Below are 17,715 nucleotides of genomic sequence, written 5' to 3'. Positions count from 1 at the left end.
CCGTGGCGCCGTTTGACGACAGACAACCGGATGCGCAGGACGCGGTGATCCGCGTGCGCGGGCTGGTCACGCGCTTCGGCCCGCAGGTGGTCCATGACGGGCTCGACCTCGACGTGCGGCGGGGGGAGGTGCTGGGCGTGGTCGGCGGGTCGGGCACCGGCAAGTCGGTCCTGCTCAAGGAAATCCTCGGGCTGATCCGACCGGCGGACGGCCGGATCGAGCTTCTCGGCCGCGACACCGCCGACCTGCCGGAGGCGGAGCGGGTGGCGCTCCAGGCGCGCACCGGCGTGCTGTTCCAGAACGGCGCCCTGTTCAGCTCCATGACCGTGGCGCAGAACGTGATGGTTCCCTTGCGCGAGCACACCGACCTGTCAGCGGCGCTGGCGGCGGAGATCGCGCGGGTCAAGATCGCCATGTCCGGCCTGCCGCCCAACGCCGGGGCGAAGTTCCCGTCGGAGCTGTCGGGCGGCATGATCAAGCGCGCCGGGCTGGCCCGCGCGCTGGCCCTCGATCCTGACATCCTGTTCCTCGACGAACCGACGGCCGGTCTGGACCCCATCGGCGCCGCCGCCTTCGACCAGCTGATCCGCAACCTGCAGCGCAGCCTGGGGCTGACCGTCTTCATGGTCACCCATGACCTGGACAGCCTGACCTCGATCTGCGACCGCATCGCCGTGCTGGTGGGCAAGAAGATTCGCGTGGGCACGCTGGAGGAGCATCTCCGCGACCCGCATCCCTGGATTCACGACTATTTCCACGGACCGCGCGGCCGCGCCGCGCGCCATGCAGAAAGCTGACCGGACGCCATGGAAACCCGCACCAGCTACATCCTCGTGGGCAGCTTCGTGTTGGCCTTGCTCGCCGGCCTCTTCGTCTTCACGGTATGGGTCGCCAAGATCCAGCTGGAGGAGACGCGCCAGCCCTATTACATCTACTTCACCGGCTCGGTGACGGGTTTGCAGGAGGGCAGCCCGGTGCGCTACCGCGGCATTCCCGTGGGCACGGCGACCGACATCCGCCTAGACCCCAACGACGTCAGCCGCGTGCGCGTGCGGATCGAGGTGCAGGAAGGCACGCCGATCAAGACCGACTCCATCGCCTCGCTGGAGGTTCAGGGCATCACCGGCGGCGCCTACGTCCAGATTTCCGGCGGCACGGAGATGAGCGAGCTTCTGCGCACGGCGCATGACGGCGGCATTCCGGTGATCCCGTCGCGCCCGTCGTCGCTCACGGTCTTCGTCGACGCCGCCCCGCAGCTTCTGAACCGCGCGCTGGACCTGACCAACCGGGTGGCCGACCTGCTGACCCCGCAGAACCAGGCCGCCATCGCCGAGATCCTGGCGAACACCCGCGACCTGACCGGCGAGCTGGCCCGCGCCAGCCAGGGGCTGGACACGACGCTCGCCCAGGCCAACCGGACGCTCCAGGGCTTCGAGACGGTCGGGCCGCAGCTCGGCCAGACGATGGAGCAGGCGCAGCGCACCCTGGCCGCGGTGGAGAGCGGCACCAAGACGCTGACCGGTGACCTGAACACGCTGGCCGGATCGCTGAACAAGACCGCCAACCAGCTCAACGCCATGATCGGCGAGAACCGCGGGGCGATCCGCGACTTCACCGGCGGCGGGCTGTATGAGCTGACCTTGCTGATCTCGCAGTTGCGCGACCTGTCGGGGCAATTGTCCCGCGTCGTGACGCGGATCGAGAACGACCCGTCGAACTTCCTGTTCGGCGGAACCCGCCAGGGCGTGGAGGTGCGTGGACGATGACGAGCCGTTTTGTGACGAGCCGTTTGATGAAGGGAGTGGGGGCGGCGTTGCTGACGGTCGGCCTGATGACCGGCTGCGCGGCGCTGAACCCCACCGCGCCCCGCCTCTACACGCTGACGCCGGGAACCGTGGCGGAGTCCGGACTGCCGCCGGTGCGCTGGCAGTTGCTGGTGGAGCCTCCGGCCGCCAGCGCCGGGATCGACACGCCGCGCATCGCGGTCACCCGCTCCGCCACCGCGCTCGACTACTTCGCCGGGGTGTCCTGGGCCGATCGGGCGCCGAACATGGTGCAGGGGCTGATCGTCCAATCCTTCGAGGACAGCCGGCGGATCGTCTCGGTCGGGCGGGATTCCGCGGGCTTGCGCTCCGACTTCCTGTTGAAGACGGAGTTGCGCGATTTCCAGGCGGAATTCAGCGACGCCAGCGCTGCGGCACCGGACCGGGTGCGGGTGCGGCTGTCGGCCAAGCTGGTCGCCATGCCCAACCGGACCATCGAGGCCGGCGAGACCTTCGACGCCGTGGTCCCGGTGCGCGGGTCGGATTTCACCGACGTGATCGCCGCCTTCAACACGGCGCTGGGTCAGGTGGAAGGCGCGCTGGTGGATTGGACCCTGCGGCGGGGCGAGGCGGTGTTCCGTGCAGATGCCGGCCGCACCAACGCGGCGGGCGTCCGTTAAGGAAAGCGCTTGCTATGCGTACAAAGCCTCATACGTAATAGGGGTCTGGGAAGGGCAGGGGCTGACGGGGCAGAGCATCCGATGATGGAGCTTTCGGAGCTTTCGCGCGACGAATTGCAGGCGATGTCGGAGGCCGCGCGGGAGGTCCGGCAGTGCCAGCGCGTGCTCGCCAAGACCGGCGACACGGTGGTGGGGGAACTGCTGCGCGGGCACGGCACGCTCTACGAATGGCGCCATTACCCGCCGGGCGACGTCTATGACGCCGAGTATCACGCCCAGTACTATTATCATTGCCACCCCGAGGACGAGCGGCCCGACGGCGAGCACGGGCACTTCCACACCTTCCTGCGTCCGCTGGGCATGCCGCCGGGCATGGGGCCGCTGCCGCTGCGGGATTACGAGGAGCCTGACAACCCCAACGACGCGCTGTCCCATCTGGTGGGGATCGCCATGGACGTGGCGGGGCAGCCGGTGCGCCTGTTCACGACGAACCGCTGGGTAACGGGGGAGACGTGGTACGCGGCCGACGACGTGATCCGCATGCTCGACAGCTTCACCGTCGACCACGCGCGTCCGTCCTGGCCGGCGAACCGCTGGATCACCGCGATGATTCGGCTGTTCCGGCCCCAAATCATAAGCCTGCTGCACGAACGTGACCGGACGGTCGCCGCCTGGAGCGACCGCCATCCGGACAGCTGGGTCTACGAGGATCGGACGCTGGAGGTCACGTCGCAGATTCTGATCTCGGTGGAGGAGCAGATCGCGACGGTGGAGCACGCGCTGCGCGGCGTGCGGCGGCGGTCCTCCGTGCTGCCGGAGCCGCCGCGTTTCGTCACGCCGTAACGCACCGTGGGGAGGCTGCCGCCGGTCACACCGGCAGCAGCGCCTTGCCCGTGATGCCCGGAATCTGCCGGGCCTGGGCCATCACCGCCTTCTGAACCTTCTCGAAGGCGCGCACCTCCAACTGGCGCACGCGCTCGCGCGAGACGTGGAAGTGCTGGCTCAGCTCCTCCAGGGTCAGCGGCTCCTCGCGCAGGCGGCGGGCCACCAGGATCTGCCGCTCGCGGTCGTCCAGAACGCCCAGCCCCAGCTTGAGGAACTGCTGCCGGCGCTTGCGCTCCTGCGCGCCAGCCAGGATCGCCTCCTGGTCGGGGCCCTCGTCGGCGAGAAGGTCCAGCCATTCGCTGTCGCCGTCCTCGGCCAGGGTGGCGTTGAGCGAGCGGTCGGTGCCCAGTCGGCGGTTCATCTCGATCACGTCGGCCTTGGAAACGTCCAGCTCCGTCGCGATGCTCTCCACCGCTTCCGGAGACAGGTCGCCGCCGAAGGTGCCGTTCTCGGCGTCCTGCAGCTGCGCCTTCAGCCGGCGCAGGCTGAAGAACAGCTTCTTCTGGGCCGCCGTGGTGCCGATCTTCACCAGCGACCAGTTGTGCAGCACATACTCCTGGATCGCCGCGCGGATCCACCAGGAGGCGTAAGTGGCGAAGCGGAAACCCTTGTCGGGGTCGAACTTCTGCGCCGCCTGCATGACGCCGACGTTGCCCTCGGCGATCAGGTCGGACAGCGGCAGGCCGTAGCCCTGATAGCCGCGGGCCATTTTGAAGACGAGCCGGAGGTGGCTGCCGATCAGCTTGTCGAGGGCGCGGCGGTCCTGCCGCTCCCGCCAGCGGATGGCGAAGTCGCGTTCCTGCTCGGGGGTGAGGTAGTCGTACTTGCGGGTTTCTTTTAGAAAGAGGGTGAGGGGTTCGCCAGAAACTGCCAGTTCCGTCAAAGAGCTTCTCCTGATTCCGGCATCCTCGGGAAACACCCTGCAATGGACCGATGCCCCCCGGCCCGGCTGGCCGGCGGGGCCATCGGAGCGGGGTTGGATCGGCTGTGGCCCAGGGCCGGCCGTGAATGTGTGGATGTCGGCAAGAGCTTAGAAATAAGAGGTCGCGGCGGCGGTTCAAGGGGGGCGGGGAAAGAAAGTATCCGCAGCCGGAAAATGGGAACTCCCCTGGACAGACCGCGTTGGGGGTCGGTTGGGCCGGCTGGAATCGGCCCTGTGAGCGCCAACGGAGGACCGCGGCCATGGACCTCGATCCGCTGCTTCTGTCACGAATCCAGTTCGCTTTCGTGATTTCTTTTCACATTCTTTTCCCATCTTTTACGGTGGGGCTCGCCTGCTGGATAGCGGTTCTGGAAGCGCGGTGGCTGATCACCGGCAAGGCGCTGTACCGCAGCCTGTCGGAATTCTGGACGCGGATCTTCGCCATCTCCTTCGGCATGGGCGTCGTCTCGGGAATCGTGATGACCTACCAGTTCGGCACGAACTGGAGCCGCTGGTCAGACATCGTCGGCAACGTGCTGGGGCCGCTGATCCAGTACGAGGTGGTGACCGCCTTCTTCCTCGAGGCCGCCTTCCTCGGCATCCTCCTGTTCGGACGGGACCGCGTGCCGCGGGGCATCCATTTCCTGGCTGCCGTGCTGGTGGCGACGGGGACGGTCCTCTCCTCCTTCTGGATCCTGTCGGCGAACAGCTGGATGCACACCCCGGCCGGGGCGGAGCTGCGCGACGGGCGGTTCTTCGTCACCGACTGGTGGGCGGTGGTCTTCAACCCATCCTTCCCCTACCGTCTCGCCCACATGCTGACGGCGATGTTCCTGACCACCGGATTCGTGGTGGCCGGCATCAGCGCCTTCTATCTGCTGCGCAACCGTTTCCTGGAGCACGCGCGGGTCGGGCTCAGCATGTCGCTGGCGCTCATCACCGTCCTGGCGCCCTTGCAGATCTTCCTGGGCGACCTGCACGGGCTGAACACGCTGGAGCATCAGCCGGCCAAGATCGCCGCCATGGAGGGCCATTGGGAGGGCGGGGCGCGGGCGCCGCTGATCCTGTTCGCCATCCCCGACAACGAGGCGGAGACCAACCACGCCGAAATCGCCATTCCCGCCCTGTCGAGCCTGATCCTGACCCACGACTGGGACGGGGTGGTCCCCGGCCTGAAGAGCTTCCCGGTGGAGGACCGGCCCAACCCGGAGATCCTGTTCTGGACCTTCCGCATCATGGTGGCGATCGGCATGGTCATGCTGACGGTGGGGCTGATCCATCTCGTGCAGCGGGTGCGCGGGAAACTCTATAGCCCGAACTGGTTCCACAAACTGCTCGTCGGCTGCATGCCGCTGGGCTTCATCGCCATCCTCGCCGGCTGGTTCACCACCGAGATCGGGCGCCAGCCCTGGGTGGTCTACGGGATGATCCGCACGGCGGACGCGGTCACTCCGGCGCTGACCGGCGGGGCGGTGCTGACCTCGCTGATCGTGTTCATGGTGGTCTACACGATCATCTATGGGGCCGGGACCTACTACCTGTTCCGCTTGCTGACCATCGGTCCGGCGCGGTTGATCGACGAGGATCTGGAGGTCCCGGCGGTGGCGCAGGGCCACCAGCCGAAGCGGCCCCTGTCGGTGCCCGGCGAATCCATCGAACCCGCGGAGTGACGTCCATGGAAGGCAGCCTGCTGACCCTCGCCTGGGTCGCCATCGTCGGTTTCGCCGTCTTCATGTATGTGCTGATGGACGGCTTCGACCTCGGCATCGGCATCCTCTACCCCTTCGCCCCCAGCGAGGAGGCGCGGGACGTGATGATGAACTCCGTGGCGCCGGTCTGGGACTTCAACGAGACGTGGCTGATCCTCGGCGGGGCGGGGCTGTTCGCGGCCTTTCCCATCGCCTACGCCGTCGTTCTGCCGGCCATGTATCTGCCGCTCCTGCTCATGCTGATCGCGCTGATCTTCCGCGGCGTCGCCTTCGAGTTCCGCTTCAAGGCGCGGAGCAGCCGCCATTTGTGGAACAAGGCCTTCTTCCTGGGCTCGCTGCTCGCGACCTTCGCGCAGGGGGTGGTTCTCGGCTCCTTCATCCAGGGGATCGAGGTGGAGGGGCGGAACTTCGCCGGGACCATGCTGGACTGGCTGACCCCCTTCAGCCTGTTCTGCGGCGTGGCCCTGATCGCCGGCTACGCGCTGCTGGGGAGCACGTGGCTGATCTGGCGGACCATCGGCATTCTGCAGGACTGGTGCTTCCGCGTGGCGCGGCGGCTCCTCATCGTGGTGCTGGTTCTGGTCGCGGCGGTCAGCCTGTGGACACCCTTCCTGGACGCCTCCATCGCCGCGCGCTGGTTCTCGGTTCCCAACATCCTGCTGCTGTCGCCGGTGCCGCTGATGGTCGGCTTCCTCGCCTTCGGCCTGTGGCGGGCGCTGGACGAGGGGCGGGAGGTGCTTCCCTTCGCCTTCGCCATGGGGCTGTTCGCCCTGTCCTATCTGGGGCTGGCGATCAGCCTGTGGCCGGTGCTGATCCCGCCGGGGATCACCGTGTGGCAGGCGGCGGCCCCGCCGGAAACCCAGGTCTTCCTGCTGATCGGCATGGCCTTCCTGATTCCCACGATCCTGATCTACACCGCCTACAGCTATTGGGTTTTCCGCGGCAAGGTAACGGGCGCCATCGGTTATCATTGATGGCGGCGAACATTGAGAAACCGCCCAACGCTGGCGTACAACAGCCGACCATCTTCGACGGAGACCGCACCATGACCCCAGACACCGCCCCGGACATCAGCTTCGCCGAGGTGATGCTGCGCAAGGGCGCGGAGCTGCTGCAGGACACGCTTCCGCAGGACGCGGCGGAGGAGGCGGTCAACGTCATGGCGCGCCGTCTCGCCATCGCAGCGACGATGGACGCTCCGCTGGTCGTCCACGCCGAGGGCGGCGGGCGGCCCGAGATGTTCGAGGAGGCGATGCGGCTGGCCGGAGTCTCCGCCGGGGAGCGCGCCGCCGCCCTGGCCGAGGCCCGGCAGGCCGAGCGCGCCGTGGTGTTCGAGTTCGACGGCACCGGCCCGCTGACCGGCAACCGCGTGGTCGCCGCGGTGATTCGTCCGGAGGACCGGCTGGACCTTCTGGAGGCCTACATCGCCATCGGGCGCCTGCGTGATGGGACCGCCCAGGTGACCGTCGCCCCGGCGACCCTGCGCCTCGACGCCCGCGCGCTGGCGGAGACGCTGGCGCTGATCGGTCCGGCGGCGCAGCACAGCCTCAACGCCGCCAACGCCGCCATGGCCCACGCGGCGAACATCACCGCTTTGCCGGGGCATGAGCTGGACAGCATGCCGGGCGCCCTGGTCGCGCTCTACTGGCATGCCTTCTGCCTGTCCTCGGCCCGCACCCGGCTGCGCCCCACCGGGCCCAACGCGCCGACCCTGCATTGAGCGCCGGGAGTCAGCGCATGAGGGTGCTGTTCCGTGCCGACGCCGGGGCGTCCATCGGGGCCGGGCATGTCATGCGCTGCCTCGCGGTGGCGGAAGCCGTGCAGGAGATGGGCGGCGATGCGTTGTTCGCCGCGGCGAGCCTGCCACCGGCTTTGGAGGATCGTCTTCGGGCAGCCGGAATCGCGGTTCGCCGGATCGCCGCGGACGCCGGCAGCGCCGCCGACCTTGCCGCGACGCGCGCCATCGCGGCGGAAGCCGGCACCGCGGCCATCGTGCTGGACGGTTATGGATTCTCCGAAGGCTGGCGGGCCGGGCTTGCCGGGACGGGGCTGCCCATCCTGGCCTTCGACGACGCCGGAACGGGGGAGCCGATTCACGCTGGGCTGATCGTCAACGCCGTGCCGGACGCCGCGTCGCTGCCCTACCGTAAGGGCAACCCCGACGCCCGGCTGCTGCTCGGCCCCGTTCACGCACCGTTGCGGCGGGAGGTGCGGGAGGCCGCGGCGGCGGCCAAGCCACCGCTTGAGGAACGCTGCGGCCTGCTGGTCACCTTCGGCGGCGCCGACCCGCTGGGGCTGACGGCTCCGGTGATCGAACGCCTCGCGCCGCGCCTGCCGCCCGGCGTTTGGCTGGATGTGGCGATCGGCGGGGCGGTGCGCGACGCGGCGGCGGTGGAAGCCGCGGCGGGGCGTTTCAAAGACAGCGTGCGGCTGCACCGCGACACGCCGCGCATGGGGCACCTGATGGCGCAGGCCGGGCTGGCCGTCTCGGCGGCGGGCACCACGACGGGGGAACTGGCGGCCATAGGCACGCCCGCCGTCCTCGTCACCATCGCCGACAACCAGTTGGAGGCCGCCCGCCAGTCGGAGGCTCTGGGCTGGTGCGCTCTGGTGGCCGGGCAGACCGAGGGTGCTCCGGAGCGGATCGCTGACGTGGCTCTGGAGCTTTGGGCCGACCCGGTGCGGCGGGGGACCATGGCGGGCAAGCTGGCGGGGATCGTCGATGGCCAGGGTGCCTTGCGCATCGCGCGGGCGCTGGCGGAGGCGATCACCCCGCGGTGAAGCCGCCGTCCACGGGCAGCACCGTCCCGGTCACCCAGCGCCCACTGTCGGCCAGCAGATAGGCCACCGCGTCGGCCACGTCCTGCGGCGCGCCGTAGCCCAGCGGGTGGGCGGCGGCGAGCGCGGCGTTCTGCTCTGCCGGCAGCATGGCGAACTGCTTCTCCGCCTTGGCGCCCAGCACCACCGCCGGGGCGACCACATTGACGCGGATGCGCTTGTCGGCCAGTTCCAGCGCCAGCGATTGCGCCACCGAGACCAGCGCCGCCTTGCTCGCAGCGTAGAGCGAGCGGCCCTTCTGGCCCTTCAGCCCGGCGACCGACCCGACATAGACGATCGACCCGCCGCCCGGCGCGACGACGCCCTTCTGGTGGAAGCCGCGCGCCAGCATCAGCGACGCCCCGACGTTCAGCGTGAAATAGCGGTCGAACTGCGCCCGGTTGACCTGCCGCAGCACGGAGTAGCCCTGCTCCGACGCGGAATGGACCAGCCCGGCGAAGGGACCGCCCAACTCCGCCAGCCCCTTCATCCAGCCGGGGATGGCGTCGAGGTCGGTCAGGTCGAAGGGGACGACGCTGTGCCGCTCCGGCCCGTCCAGCAGGGCGCGGGTGGCCTCCAACGCGTCGGCGCGTCGGCCGACCAGAGTGAGGGCAGCGCCCAACCCAGCCAGCGCCCGGCAGATCTCGCGGCCGATGTCGCTGTCGGATGAGGCTCCGGTCACCAGCAGGCGCCGTCCCGTGAGGTCGAGCGGGTTGCGCATGGTCCGGCGGCTCAGGGGGTCAGCAGGGGGAAGTCGTCGGGGATCTCCTGCACCTCCGGCGCGGGGATCGGCCCGACGTCGGCCACCACGGCGCCCCAGGACCAGCCGACGCCGAAGCCGGCCAGCAGCATCTTGCGCGTGCCGGTGGACAGCGCTTCGCCCAGCCGGTGGCTGACGGCCAGCGGGATGGAGGCGGAGCTGGTGTTGCCGAAGTCGTGCATGTCCACGAGGAATTTTTCCGGCGGGAACTTGGTCTTCTTGCGCAGATGCTCCAGCATGAAGGCGTTGGCTTGGTGCATCACGCAGAGGTCGATGTCCTCCACCCCCACGCCGGCGAACTCCAGCGTCTCGCGGATCAGCGGCGGCACGGCGCGCAGCGTGAAGGCGAACACCTCCGCCCCGTTCAGCGACAGGCGCGAGTCGGTGAACATCCGTTCCTGCTTGTCCGCCGGCCAGGGCTCACGTCCCGGCACCAGCGAGTTGCGGCGTCCGCCGGCCTTGACCCAGATGTTCCTGGCCCCGCCGCCGTCAGTGCCGACGACGACGTGGATCGGCGCGGCCCCCTGGCTGACCTCCAGAGCCACGGCCCCGCCCGCGTCGCCGAACAGCGGCAGGGTCGAGCGGTCGCCCGGCACGAGGTGTCGCGAGCTGGTGTCGCCGCACAGAACGATGGCCCGTCGGCCCGTCGATCCGCCGAGCAGCCGCCCGGCCATCCACAAGCCATAGACGAAGCCGGAACAGCCCAGATTGACGTCGAAGCAGGCCGCCCCCGTCCCCAGCCCCAGCCGCTTCTGCATGACGCAGGAGGTCGCCGGGACGTTGTAGTCGGGGTCCTGCGACACGAAGACCAGCACGTCGACGCTGGCCGGGTCCCAGCCGAGCTGGGCGAGCAGCCCTTCCGCCGCCGCGACGCACATGTCCGACGCGCAGATGTGCGGCGGGGCGATGCGGCGCTCGTACACGCCGGTGGTGGCGAACAGCTTCTCCGCCTCCTCCGCCGTGAAGAGGGAATGGTCCTCCAGGAAGGAATGGCGGTGCGGCGGCACGGCGGCCCGGAATCCCGCGATGCGCACGCCCTCGATGATGGCCTTCACCGGATGCTCCCTCCCTCCGCCGCCGCTGCGTCCGTCCTGGACTTGGGCGAATTCGGAGACTATTAACCGAAAGAACGCTAGGGTCGAATGATTAACGAACCGATAAATGGAATCAGCCATGGATGACCGGGGTCAGCAAAGCCGGCTTTCGTTCCCGCCCGACATGGTGATCCCGCCCCAGCGTTACTCCGGCGAGGCCAATCACGCCGAAGAAGCGGCGCGAGTCTTCCGCCGCTGCTGGATGTTCGTTGGATTTACGGACGACCTGCGCAACGACAACGACTTCATCACCGCGGACATCGCCGGCACCTCGGTTCTGGTGCAGAACTTCGACGGCGAGCTGCGGGCCTATCACAACGTCTGCACGCACCGCTATTCGCTGATCCATCTGCGGCCCTGCGGCAACGGCAAGCCGGTCTGCCCCTATCACGGCTGGGTCTTCAACCGCGACGGCGTTCCGGTCGGCATCCCCGGAAACCGCGTGCATTTCGGTCTGGATGACGCGGCGAAGAAGCGCCTCGCCCTGCGGCGCTTCGAGGTAGCGGTGCGGGGCCGTTTCGTCTTCGTGCGGCTGGAGCCGGCCGGTCCGGGGCTGGACGAACAGTTGGGCGCCTATGGCGCCCTCCTCGACCATCTGTCGGCGCTGTTCACCGACCGCATCGATGAGGGCGTGCTGCCCTGGAACGCCAACTGGAAGGCGGCGCTGGAAACCGCCCTGGAGGTCTACCACGTCGACGCTACCCACCCGGAAACCTTCAAGAATTATGTCAAGAAGGTCTGGATCTGCTCCTACGAGGGCGAGCATTCGCGGGGCATCAGCCAGCTTTCCGACGGCTCGGCGCGCTGGTGGGACGGGGTGAGCCAGAAGATGGGGCTGCCGCGCAGCGACCGGCTGGAAAGCTACGACCACTATCTGATCTTCCCCAACCTTGCCATCGGCGTCTCCCACGGCGCGCTGATGAGCGTCCAGACCTACGACCCTGTCGGGCCGGACCGCTGCGACCTGCATTTCCGCCTGTTTGTGGGCGAGACCTCCAAGCCGCAGACCAAGGGCGGGGCCGCGCGCAAGGCGGTGGAGGCCAATGTCGCCGGCTTCAACCGCACCATCCTGGGTGAGGACCAGCGCGTCGCCGAAGCCACCCACAAGGGGCTGAAGCAGGTCCAGACCCCGGCCGTCCTCGGCTCCTGCGAGGAGCGCATCGCCGCCTTCCACCGGGCGTGGCTCGCCCGCATGGCCGCCGAATGAGTCGGGACATGACCAAGGACATGAGCCCGCTCGTCGATCTCATGGGGCGGCACGTCCTGGTCACCGGCGCTTCCGCCGGGATCGGACGGGCAACCGCTCTGCTGGCCGCCAGGCTCGGCGCGCGGGTCTCGCTCAATGGGCGCGACGCCGGGCGGCTCGATGAGACGCTGGCGCTTCTGCCGGGGGAGGGGCACCGGTCGGCGGCGTTCGACCTGTCGGACAGCGACGCCATCCCCAGCTGGGTCAAGGCGCAGGCGGAGGTCGGCGGCCCCATCGCCGGGCTGGCCCATTGCGCCGGGGTGCAGGTCGGCAAGCCGGTGCGCGGCGTCGACCGCGCCTTCTTCGACGGCATCCTCCACGCCAACCTGCTGAGCGCGCTGGCGCTGGCCCGCGGCCTGCGGCAGAAGGGCTGCCACGCCGAACCGGCGGCGCTGGTGCTGGTGTCCTCCGTCGCGGCGGAGATCGGGCAGCCGGGCAACGTGGTCTATTCGGCGGCCAAGGGCGGGCTGGTCTCGGCCACCCGCGGGCTGGCCATGGAGTTCCTGCGCGACGGCATCCGTGTCAACTGCGTCGCCCCGGCGATGGTCGAGACGGAGATGATGGAGCGCTTCCGCCGCACCACCACGGCGGAGCAGTTCGAGGCGATCCGTGCCGCCCATCCCATGGGGTTCGGCAAGCCGGAGGACGTGGCCTCGGCCATCGCCTTCCTGCTGTCGCCGGCCAGCGGTTGGATCAACGGGGTGATGCTGCCGGTGGACGGCGGCTATCTGGCGACGTGACGCCGCAGGCGTTTGAGGGTGAGGGTTCATGTTCCGCTTCCGCCGACCGACGACCGACGATGCCGAGATGCTGCTGCGCTGGCGAACCGAGCCGTCGATCACCCGCTTCATGTTCACCGATCTGGAGAATCCGGACGTCGATCGGCAGCGCGCGTGGCTGGCCGCAATGGACGCCCGCGCGGACTTCCGCCATTTCATCATCGAGCATGAGGGCCGCCCGGTCGGCTATCTTTCCTACTATGACATCGACCGGGTGCATCTGCGCTGCTCCTCCGGCTCGTATATCGTGGATGAGAAGGACAGGCGGCGGCTCGCTGGCTTCCTGCACTGCTTCATCATGGACTATTGCTTCTACGGTTTGGGGATGAACAAGCTCTTCAACTATTTTATGGAGGGCAACGACACGGTCATCCGCATCCAGAGGGTTGTAAAAGCGCGCGAGGTCGGGGTGCTGCGTCAACATGTCCAGAAATATGGCCGTTTCCACGACGTCCATGTGTTCGAGACGCTGCGCAGCGATTGGGAGGGACACCCCCATATCTTCCCGCGCGAAACCACGCTGGCCGCCTTCGCGGAATAGGCCGGGCGGCTGGGGACTTACGTTGGGCGGTCGGCCGGGAAAGTTCGCCGTCACCCCCACCGAATGTTTGACCAATCCACCGCCGACGCGGTATGCGGCGGGTGTGGGGGCGGCGCCGCGGCGCCGGGAGCATGAGGGGAAGCACGGTGCGGCCTGAGGAAGCCTTGACGGACATCGACGTCACGCTGCTTGCCGGTGGTCTCGGCTCGCGCATGCGGGGCGTCTCGGGCGACACGCCCAAGGTGCTTGCGCCCATTGCGGGCCGCGCCTTTCTCGGACATCTGCTGGATCATCTGGCCGCCTACGGCGCGTGCCGGGTGGTGCTGTGCCTGGGCCATCTGGCCGACCGCGTGACGGCGTGGCTGGCGCAGGGCGACACCAACCGCTCGCTGGACGTCGTCTGCCAGATCGAGCCGAGCCAGATGGGCTCCGCCGCGGCGCTCGCCTACATCCGCAAGGACCTGAAGGCCGGCACCGTCCTGGTGATGAGCGGCGACACCTTCCTGGATGCCGACCTGCGCGCCTTCGTCGCCTCGCACCGCCTGTCGGGGGCGGAGGCGTCGGTGCTGTGCGTGGAGGTGGAGGACGCCGCCCGCTTCGGCCGGGTGGAAGTCGGGCCGGACAGCCGGGTCCGCCAGTTCCTCGACAAGGCGCCGGGGCGCGGCGTCATCAACGCCGGTGTCTATCTCTTCTCCGCGGCCTTCCTCGACCGCATTGCGGCCTCCGGGGCCAGTTCGCTGACCCGCGACGTGCTGCACAAGATGCCGCCGGGAACCCTGCACGGCCACGTCGCCAAGGCGCGCTTCATCGACATGGGCACGCCGGAAAGTCTGGCGGTCGCCGCCAGCGTGATCGGCGGCCGCGAGACCTGAGCGGAGTGGGCGCCGTGGCGACGCTGGACGAGGCGCTGGCCATCGCGCTCGATCTTCACACCGCCGGGCGGACGGAAGAGGCGGAAGCCCTCTACGGGCGCATCCTCGACGCCGTTCCGGACGAGCCCAACGCCCTACACCTCTACGGCCTTCTCTGCGCCCAGGGCGGGCGTCTGGGGCAGGCCGCCGAACTGCTGGGCCGGGCGGTGGCGCTGCGCCCCGGCCTTCCCGAATACCGCGCCAACCTCGCCATGCTGCATCAGGCCCGCGGCAACCCCGCCGCAGCGGCCGAGGAGTACCGCGCCGCCTTGTGCCTTTGTCCCGATTCGGCTGCGCTCGCCTTTCCGTTGGCCGGAGCGGCGCGGCAAGCGGGGCAGGGCGGGCTCGCCATGGCGGCCTATCGCCGCACGACCCTCCTCCAGCCCGACCTCGCCGAGCCGCTGGTCCAGGCCGGAATCCTGCTGCGCTACGAGGGACGGACGGGTGAGGCGATGACGGCCCTGCGCCGCGCCGTCCGGCTGCGTCCCGACCATGGGGAGGCGTGGCACCATCTCGGGGTGGCGCTTCAGCGCGTCCAGGACCCGGCGGCGCCGGCGGCGCTGACGCACGCAGCGGCGTTGTTGCCGGAGGACGCGACGGTCCGGCTCAATCTCGGCCGCGCCCATTACGAGGCGGGACGTTGGGACGACGCCGCCACGGCTCTGCGCGGTACGCTGGCGCTCGACCCGGCGAACGACGGCGCGCTGGAGCTTCTCGCCGCCGCCCGGCTCAGAACGGGCGGGGAGGCGGAGAGCATGGCGGTGCTGCGCCGCCTGCTGCGGCTGCGTCCGGGCGCGGCGAACGGCTGGCACGCGCTGTCCCTGTCCGAACCCGGCTCTCTGGCGTCGCTTCACCGGGCGTTGGCCCTTCAGCCGGATCACCGCGGTGCGCTGAGCGGTCTGGCGAACCGGCTGCGCGACCGGCGGGAGATCGCCGCGTCGCTGCGCCTGCACGATCAGGCCGTCCGCCTCCAGCCGGCCAGCGCCGAGGCGCGCTGGAACCGCTCGCTGGCGCGGCTCCTCGCCGGCGACCTGACGGGCGGCTGGGAGGATTACGAGGCGCGCTGGGGCGTGGCCGATTTCCCGACCAGGCCACGCGGGCTACCGCAGCCGCTGTGGAGCGGCGAAGCCATCGCCGGACAAACCATCCTGCTGCACGAGGAGCAGGGCCGCGGCGACGCCATCCAGTTCGTCCGCTACGCCCCCCTTGTAGCCGCCCGCGGTGCCCGCGTGCTGCTGGAGGTCGGGGCCGATCTGGTTCCCCTGTTCCGCGGCCTGCCGGGGGTGGAGTGGGTGTTTGCGCGCGGCGAGGCTTTGCCCGCCTTCGACTGGCAGTGCCCGCTGCTCAGCCTGCCGCGAGCCTTCGCCACACGGCTGGAGAGCGTCCCCGCCGCCGTTCCCTACCTGACCGCCGACCCGGCACGCGCTGCGACGTGGCGGGAACGGCTGGCCGGCGACGGTCTCACGGTCGGGCTGGTCTGGGCCGGCAACCCGCAGTTCGCCGGTGATCGGGAGCGATCGCCGGGCTTGGCGGCGTTGGCCCCGCTGCTGGCGGTGCCGGGCTGCCGCTTCTTCGGCCTGCAACTCGGCCCCGGCCATGACGAGCTGGCAGGGCGGGCGATGCCGCCGTCCTTCACCGATCTGGCACCGGAGATCGGCGACTTCGCCGACACCGCGGCGATCATGGCGTCGCTGGACCTTGTGGTGTCCTCCTGCACCGCGCCGGCCCATCTGGCGGGAGCGCTGGGCGTTCCGCTGTGGGTGCTGCTGTCCCATACGCCGGACTGGCGCTGGCTGCTCGACCGCGCCGACAGCCCGTGGTACCCGACCGCCCGCCTGTTCCGCCAGCCCCGTCCCGGCGATTGGGCCACGGTGGCGGACGAGATTGCGGCGGCTCTGGCCGAGCGCGCGGCGCGTTCTTGAAACCTTAACCACGCCGGGGCTATCAGAAGGCGGGGCGCAACACAGGCGCCGGTTGGGGGATCCGCATGTCCGACATCGCCGGGGAACAGGCCGCCACGCTGAAGGCCCTGCTGGCCGAGCGTCATTTCAACGCCGACCGCCTCAACGCCCTGACGACCCACTGCGAGCGGATGCGCCGCGAACTGGAGCGGGATGTCCGCCTGTCCATCGCCGAAGCGCTTCGCCGCGACCCGCCGACCGGGGAGACGGTGCTGCTCCACTCCGTGCTGTTCCAGTTGACCGGCGACCTCTACCACTACGAGCGAATTCTTCATTATCTGCTGCTGGGTGGGGAGCGGGTCGGGCCGCAGTTGATGCACTACACCTACTGGTGTATGGCGCGGCAGCTGTTCTTGGCCGCGTCGGCTCCGGAGAAGCTGGGCGCCTTCGGCCCTTGCGATCTGTTCCGCTTCTACGAGGATCTGGTTTGGGCGGTGGCGCGGCGCTGGAGCGTCGTTCCGCCGCGCCATGCGCCGCGCGATGGGCCGATCCGCCGGGTGGCCGTGCTGACCAACCAGTTCACCAACGACCAGCACCAACCCTCGCGCGACTGCTTCGACTACGCCAGCCGGCTCCAGGACGACTTCGGGCTCGATGTCGCCATCATCAACTGCAACACCATGCCGTTGCGGGCCGAGAGCCTGTTCGTGCCACCGATGGTCGCGGAGCTGGTCGCCGACTACGAGGGCGTCTTCGCCCTGAAGATGTTCGGGCGGCAGGTGAAGATGGCCTCCTTCACCGACCGCGCCTTTTCCAAGGACAAGCTCTCCACCATCGTCGGCGCTATCGACGGTTACGACCCCGACCTGCTGGTGACCTTCGGCGGGGCCAATGTGGTGGGCGACCTGTTCGCGGTGACCGACGCGCGGCCGGTGGTCTGTCTGCCCACCACCTCGGGCATGACCATCTCGCTGGCCCGTCTGGTGCTGGGCTACGAGGAGGGGAACCACACCGACGCCATGCCGGCGCTCTACCGCGGCCCCTTCGCGCAGCGCTTCCGGCCCTTCACGCTGGGCTTTTCCCCGCCTCCCACGGCGGGTGTCGAGGGCGCTCCCGATCTGGGCGATGAAGCCTTTGTCTTCGCCGTGGTCGGCACCCGCCTGGACATCGAGGTGACCGCGGAGTTTATCGCGCTGGCCGATTCCATCCTCGACCGTTGCCCCGGCGCGGTGATCGTCTTCGCGGGGCATGTGGATCAGTTGCCGGCCCGGCTGGCCGCGGCCCGCCATGGGGCGCGGATGCGCAGCCTCGGGCACCTGACCGACATCCGCGCCTTCTACCGGCGCTGCCACGCCTACCTCAACCCGTCACGCCAGGGCGGCGGCGGCAGCGCCGCCTACGCCATCGCGGAAGGGCTGCCGGTGGTCACGCTGGCCTGGGGCGACGTGGCGAGCGTGGCGGGGGTCGACATTCCCGTGCCGGACGCTGCCGCCTACGTGGAGCGCGCCGCCGCCCTCGTCGCCGACCCGGCGCTGCGGGAGCGGCAGGCGGAGTTGTCGCGCATCCGTTTCCAGACCGTCGGCGACCGTCACCGCTGCGCCGAACGGCTGCTGGCCTATGGCGAGGAGGCGCGGGACCTTCTGCGGGCTGCTCCCAAGGCGGGCACACAAAAGGAAGACCCGCCGTTCGCTTCCATGGCAGAGTGAA

17 protein-coding genes are annotated in these 17,715 nt (G+C 69.5%); 14 read left to right on the top strand and 3 right to left on the bottom strand.

Translation table 11 applies throughout. From position 1 onward, the window contains the following. Positions 1 to 2 precede the first annotated feature (2 nt). From H1Q64_RS17015 to H1Q64_RS17000, 4 genes are all read left to right on the top strand, one after another. Positions 3 to 797, top strand: a complete 795-nt coding sequence (locus tag H1Q64_RS17015) for an ABC transporter ATP-binding protein (protein ID WP_237906311.1) — start codon at positions 3 to 5, stop codon at positions 795 to 797. Positions 798 to 806: 9 nt separating this feature from the next. Continuing rightward, positions 807 to 1,766 (top strand): MlaD family protein, encoded by a 960-nt coding sequence (locus tag H1Q64_RS17010; protein WP_137140833.1) that lies wholly within the window; start codon positions 807 to 809, stop codon positions 1,764 to 1,766. Then, positions 1,763 to 2,443 (top strand): ABC-type transport auxiliary lipoprotein family protein, encoded by a 681-nt coding sequence (locus tag H1Q64_RS17005; RefSeq protein WP_237906310.1) that lies wholly within the window; start codon positions 1,763 to 1,765, stop codon positions 2,441 to 2,443. Before H1Q64_RS17010 ends, H1Q64_RS17005 begins: the two co-directional genes overlap by 4 nt. 81 nt (positions 2,444 to 2,524) lie before the next feature. Then, positions 2,525 to 3,286 (top strand): DUF6969 family protein, encoded by a 762-nt coding sequence (locus H1Q64_RS17000; RefSeq protein WP_237906309.1) that lies wholly within the window; start codon positions 2,525 to 2,527, stop codon positions 3,284 to 3,286. Positions 3,287 to 3,311: 25 nt separating this feature from the next. Here the strand turns inward: H1Q64_RS17000 and rpoH are convergent, their stop codons facing one another. Next, positions 3,312 to 4,211: an RNA polymerase sigma factor RpoH gene (rpoH, locus tag H1Q64_RS16995; protein WP_237906308.1), complete on the bottom strand. Its 900-nt coding sequence runs from the start codon at positions 4,209 to 4,211 to the stop codon at positions 3,312 to 3,314. A 299-nt stretch (positions 4,212 to 4,510) separates the two neighbouring features. Here rpoH and H1Q64_RS16990 point away from each other — a divergent pair, with 299 nt between their 5' ends. The 4 genes from H1Q64_RS16990 (at position 4,511) to pseG (ending at position 8,740) form a co-directional block, all read left to right on the top strand. Continuing rightward, entirely contained in the window at positions 4,511 to 5,920 is a 1,410-nt protein-coding gene (locus H1Q64_RS16990) for a cytochrome ubiquinol oxidase subunit I (protein WP_237906307.1), read from the top strand. Positions 5,921 to 5,925: 5 nt separating this feature from the next. After that, positions 5,926 to 6,933 carry a cytochrome d ubiquinol oxidase subunit II gene (cydB, locus tag H1Q64_RS16985; RefSeq protein ID WP_103041523.1) on the top strand — a complete coding sequence of 336 codons (1,008 nt, stop codon included), beginning with the start codon at positions 5,926 to 5,928 and terminating at the stop codon, positions 6,931 to 6,933. A gap of 71 nt (positions 6,934 to 7,004) precedes the next feature. After that, complete coding sequence (locus H1Q64_RS16980; RefSeq protein WP_237906306.1) at positions 7,005 to 7,679, top strand: hypothetical protein; 675 nt, start codon at positions 7,005 to 7,007, stop codon at positions 7,677 to 7,679. A gap of 17 nt (positions 7,680 to 7,696) precedes the next feature. Continuing rightward, positions 7,697 to 8,740, top strand: coding sequence for a UDP-2,4-diacetamido-2,4,6-trideoxy-beta-L-altropyranose hydrolase (gene pseG / locus H1Q64_RS16975; RefSeq protein ID WP_237906305.1), 1,044 nt, complete (start codon positions 7,697 to 7,699; stop codon positions 8,738 to 8,740). On the opposite strand, the gene H1Q64_RS16970 is transcribed toward pseG, so the two are convergent. Both H1Q64_RS16970 and H1Q64_RS16965 read right to left on the bottom strand, forming a co-directional pair. After that, on the bottom strand, positions 8,727 to 9,497 hold the full coding sequence (locus H1Q64_RS16970) for an SDR family NAD(P)-dependent oxidoreductase (RefSeq protein ID WP_237906304.1): 771 nt from the start codon (positions 9,495 to 9,497) through the stop codon (positions 8,727 to 8,729). The two genes, pseG and H1Q64_RS16970, sit on opposite strands and share 14 nt — an antisense overlap. An 11-nt stretch (positions 9,498 to 9,508) precedes the next feature. After that, positions 9,509 to 10,591: a 3-oxoacyl-ACP synthase III family protein gene (locus H1Q64_RS16965; protein WP_237906303.1), complete on the bottom strand. Its 1,083-nt coding sequence runs from the start codon at positions 10,589 to 10,591 to the stop codon at positions 9,509 to 9,511. 118 nt (positions 10,592 to 10,709) lie between these two features. Here H1Q64_RS16965 and H1Q64_RS16960 point away from each other — a divergent pair, with 118 nt between their 5' ends. The 6 genes from H1Q64_RS16960 to H1Q64_RS16935 all read left to right on the top strand — a co-directional run bounded on the left by H1Q64_RS16960 (position 10,710) and on the right by H1Q64_RS16935 (position 17,714). Next, positions 10,710 to 11,837, top strand: coding sequence for an aromatic ring-hydroxylating oxygenase subunit alpha (locus tag H1Q64_RS16960; RefSeq protein WP_237906302.1), 1,128 nt, complete (start codon positions 10,710 to 10,712; stop codon positions 11,835 to 11,837). A gap of 8 nt (positions 11,838 to 11,845) precedes the next feature. Further along, the gene (locus H1Q64_RS16955; protein WP_237906301.1) at positions 11,846 to 12,616 is read left to right on the top strand and encodes an SDR family NAD(P)-dependent oxidoreductase; all 771 of its coding nucleotides are present in this window, start codon (positions 11,846 to 11,848) and stop codon (positions 12,614 to 12,616) included. A gap of 28 nt (positions 12,617 to 12,644) precedes the next feature. After that, on the top strand, positions 12,645 to 13,196 hold the full coding sequence (locus H1Q64_RS16950; RefSeq protein ID WP_237906300.1) for a GNAT family N-acetyltransferase: 552 nt from the start codon (positions 12,645 to 12,647) through the stop codon (positions 13,194 to 13,196). 164 nt (positions 13,197 to 13,360) lie between these two features. Beyond that, positions 13,361 to 14,068, top strand: coding sequence for a sugar phosphate nucleotidyltransferase (locus tag H1Q64_RS16945; protein ID WP_237906299.1), 708 nt, complete (start codon positions 13,361 to 13,363; stop codon positions 14,066 to 14,068). A 14-nt stretch (positions 14,069 to 14,082) separates the two neighbouring features. After that, positions 14,083 to 16,029 carry a tetratricopeptide repeat protein gene (locus tag H1Q64_RS16940; RefSeq protein ID WP_237906298.1) on the top strand — a complete coding sequence of 649 codons (1,947 nt, stop codon included), beginning with the start codon at positions 14,083 to 14,085 and terminating at the stop codon, positions 16,027 to 16,029. 65 nt (positions 16,030 to 16,094) lie between these two features. Next, the gene (locus tag H1Q64_RS16935; RefSeq protein WP_237906297.1) at positions 16,095 to 17,714 is read left to right on the top strand and encodes a glycosyltransferase; all 1,620 of its coding nucleotides are present in this window, start codon (positions 16,095 to 16,097) and stop codon (positions 17,712 to 17,714) included. The last annotated feature ends 1 nt before the right edge of the window (position 17,715 follow it).

The organism is Azospirillum brasilense, from assembly GCF_022023855.1.
GTDB classification, from domain to species: domain Bacteria; phylum Pseudomonadota; class Alphaproteobacteria; order Azospirillales; family Azospirillaceae; genus Azospirillum; species Azospirillum brasilense_F.
This window is presented reverse-complemented; position numbering and strand designations above follow the sequence as displayed.

What these genes read in the sequence shown, in the direction of transcription:
- H1Q64_RS17010 (WP_137140833.1), top strand. Translation starts at nt 807, where the DNA reads ATGGAAACCCGCACCAGCTACATCCTCGTGGGCAGCTTCGTGTTGGCC.
- H1Q64_RS17005 (WP_237906310.1), top strand. Translation starts at nt 1,763, where the DNA reads ATGACGAGCCGTTTTGTGACGAGCCGTTTGATGAAGGGAGTGGGGGCG.
- H1Q64_RS17000 (WP_237906309.1), top strand. Translation starts at nt 2,525, where the DNA reads ATGATGGAGCTTTCGGAGCTTTCGCGCGACGAATTGCAGGCGATGTCG.
- H1Q64_RS16990 (WP_237906307.1), top strand. Translation starts at nt 4,511, where the DNA reads ATGGACCTCGATCCGCTGCTTCTGTCACGAATCCAGTTCGCTTTCGTG.
- cydB (WP_103041523.1), top strand. Translation starts at nt 5,926, where the DNA reads ATGGAAGGCAGCCTGCTGACCCTCGCCTGGGTCGCCATCGTCGGTTTC.
- H1Q64_RS16980 (WP_237906306.1), top strand. Translation starts at nt 7,005, where the DNA reads ATGACCCCAGACACCGCCCCGGACATCAGCTTCGCCGAGGTGATGCTG.
- pseG (WP_237906305.1), top strand. Translation starts at nt 7,697, where the DNA reads ATGAGGGTGCTGTTCCGTGCCGACGCCGGGGCGTCCATCGGGGCCGGG.
- H1Q64_RS16970 (WP_237906304.1), bottom strand. Translation starts at nt 9,497, where the DNA reads ATGCGCAACCCGCTCGACCTCACGGGACGGCGCCTGCTGGTGACCGGA.
- H1Q64_RS16960 (WP_237906302.1), top strand. Translation starts at nt 10,710, where the DNA reads ATGGATGACCGGGGTCAGCAAAGCCGGCTTTCGTTCCCGCCCGACATG.
- H1Q64_RS16955 (WP_237906301.1), top strand. Translation starts at nt 11,846, where the DNA reads ATGACCAAGGACATGAGCCCGCTCGTCGATCTCATGGGGCGGCACGTC.
- H1Q64_RS16950 (WP_237906300.1), top strand. Translation starts at nt 12,645, where the DNA reads ATGTTCCGCTTCCGCCGACCGACGACCGACGATGCCGAGATGCTGCTG.
- H1Q64_RS16935 (WP_237906297.1), top strand. Translation starts at nt 16,095, where the DNA reads ATGTCCGACATCGCCGGGGAACAGGCCGCCACGCTGAAGGCCCTGCTG.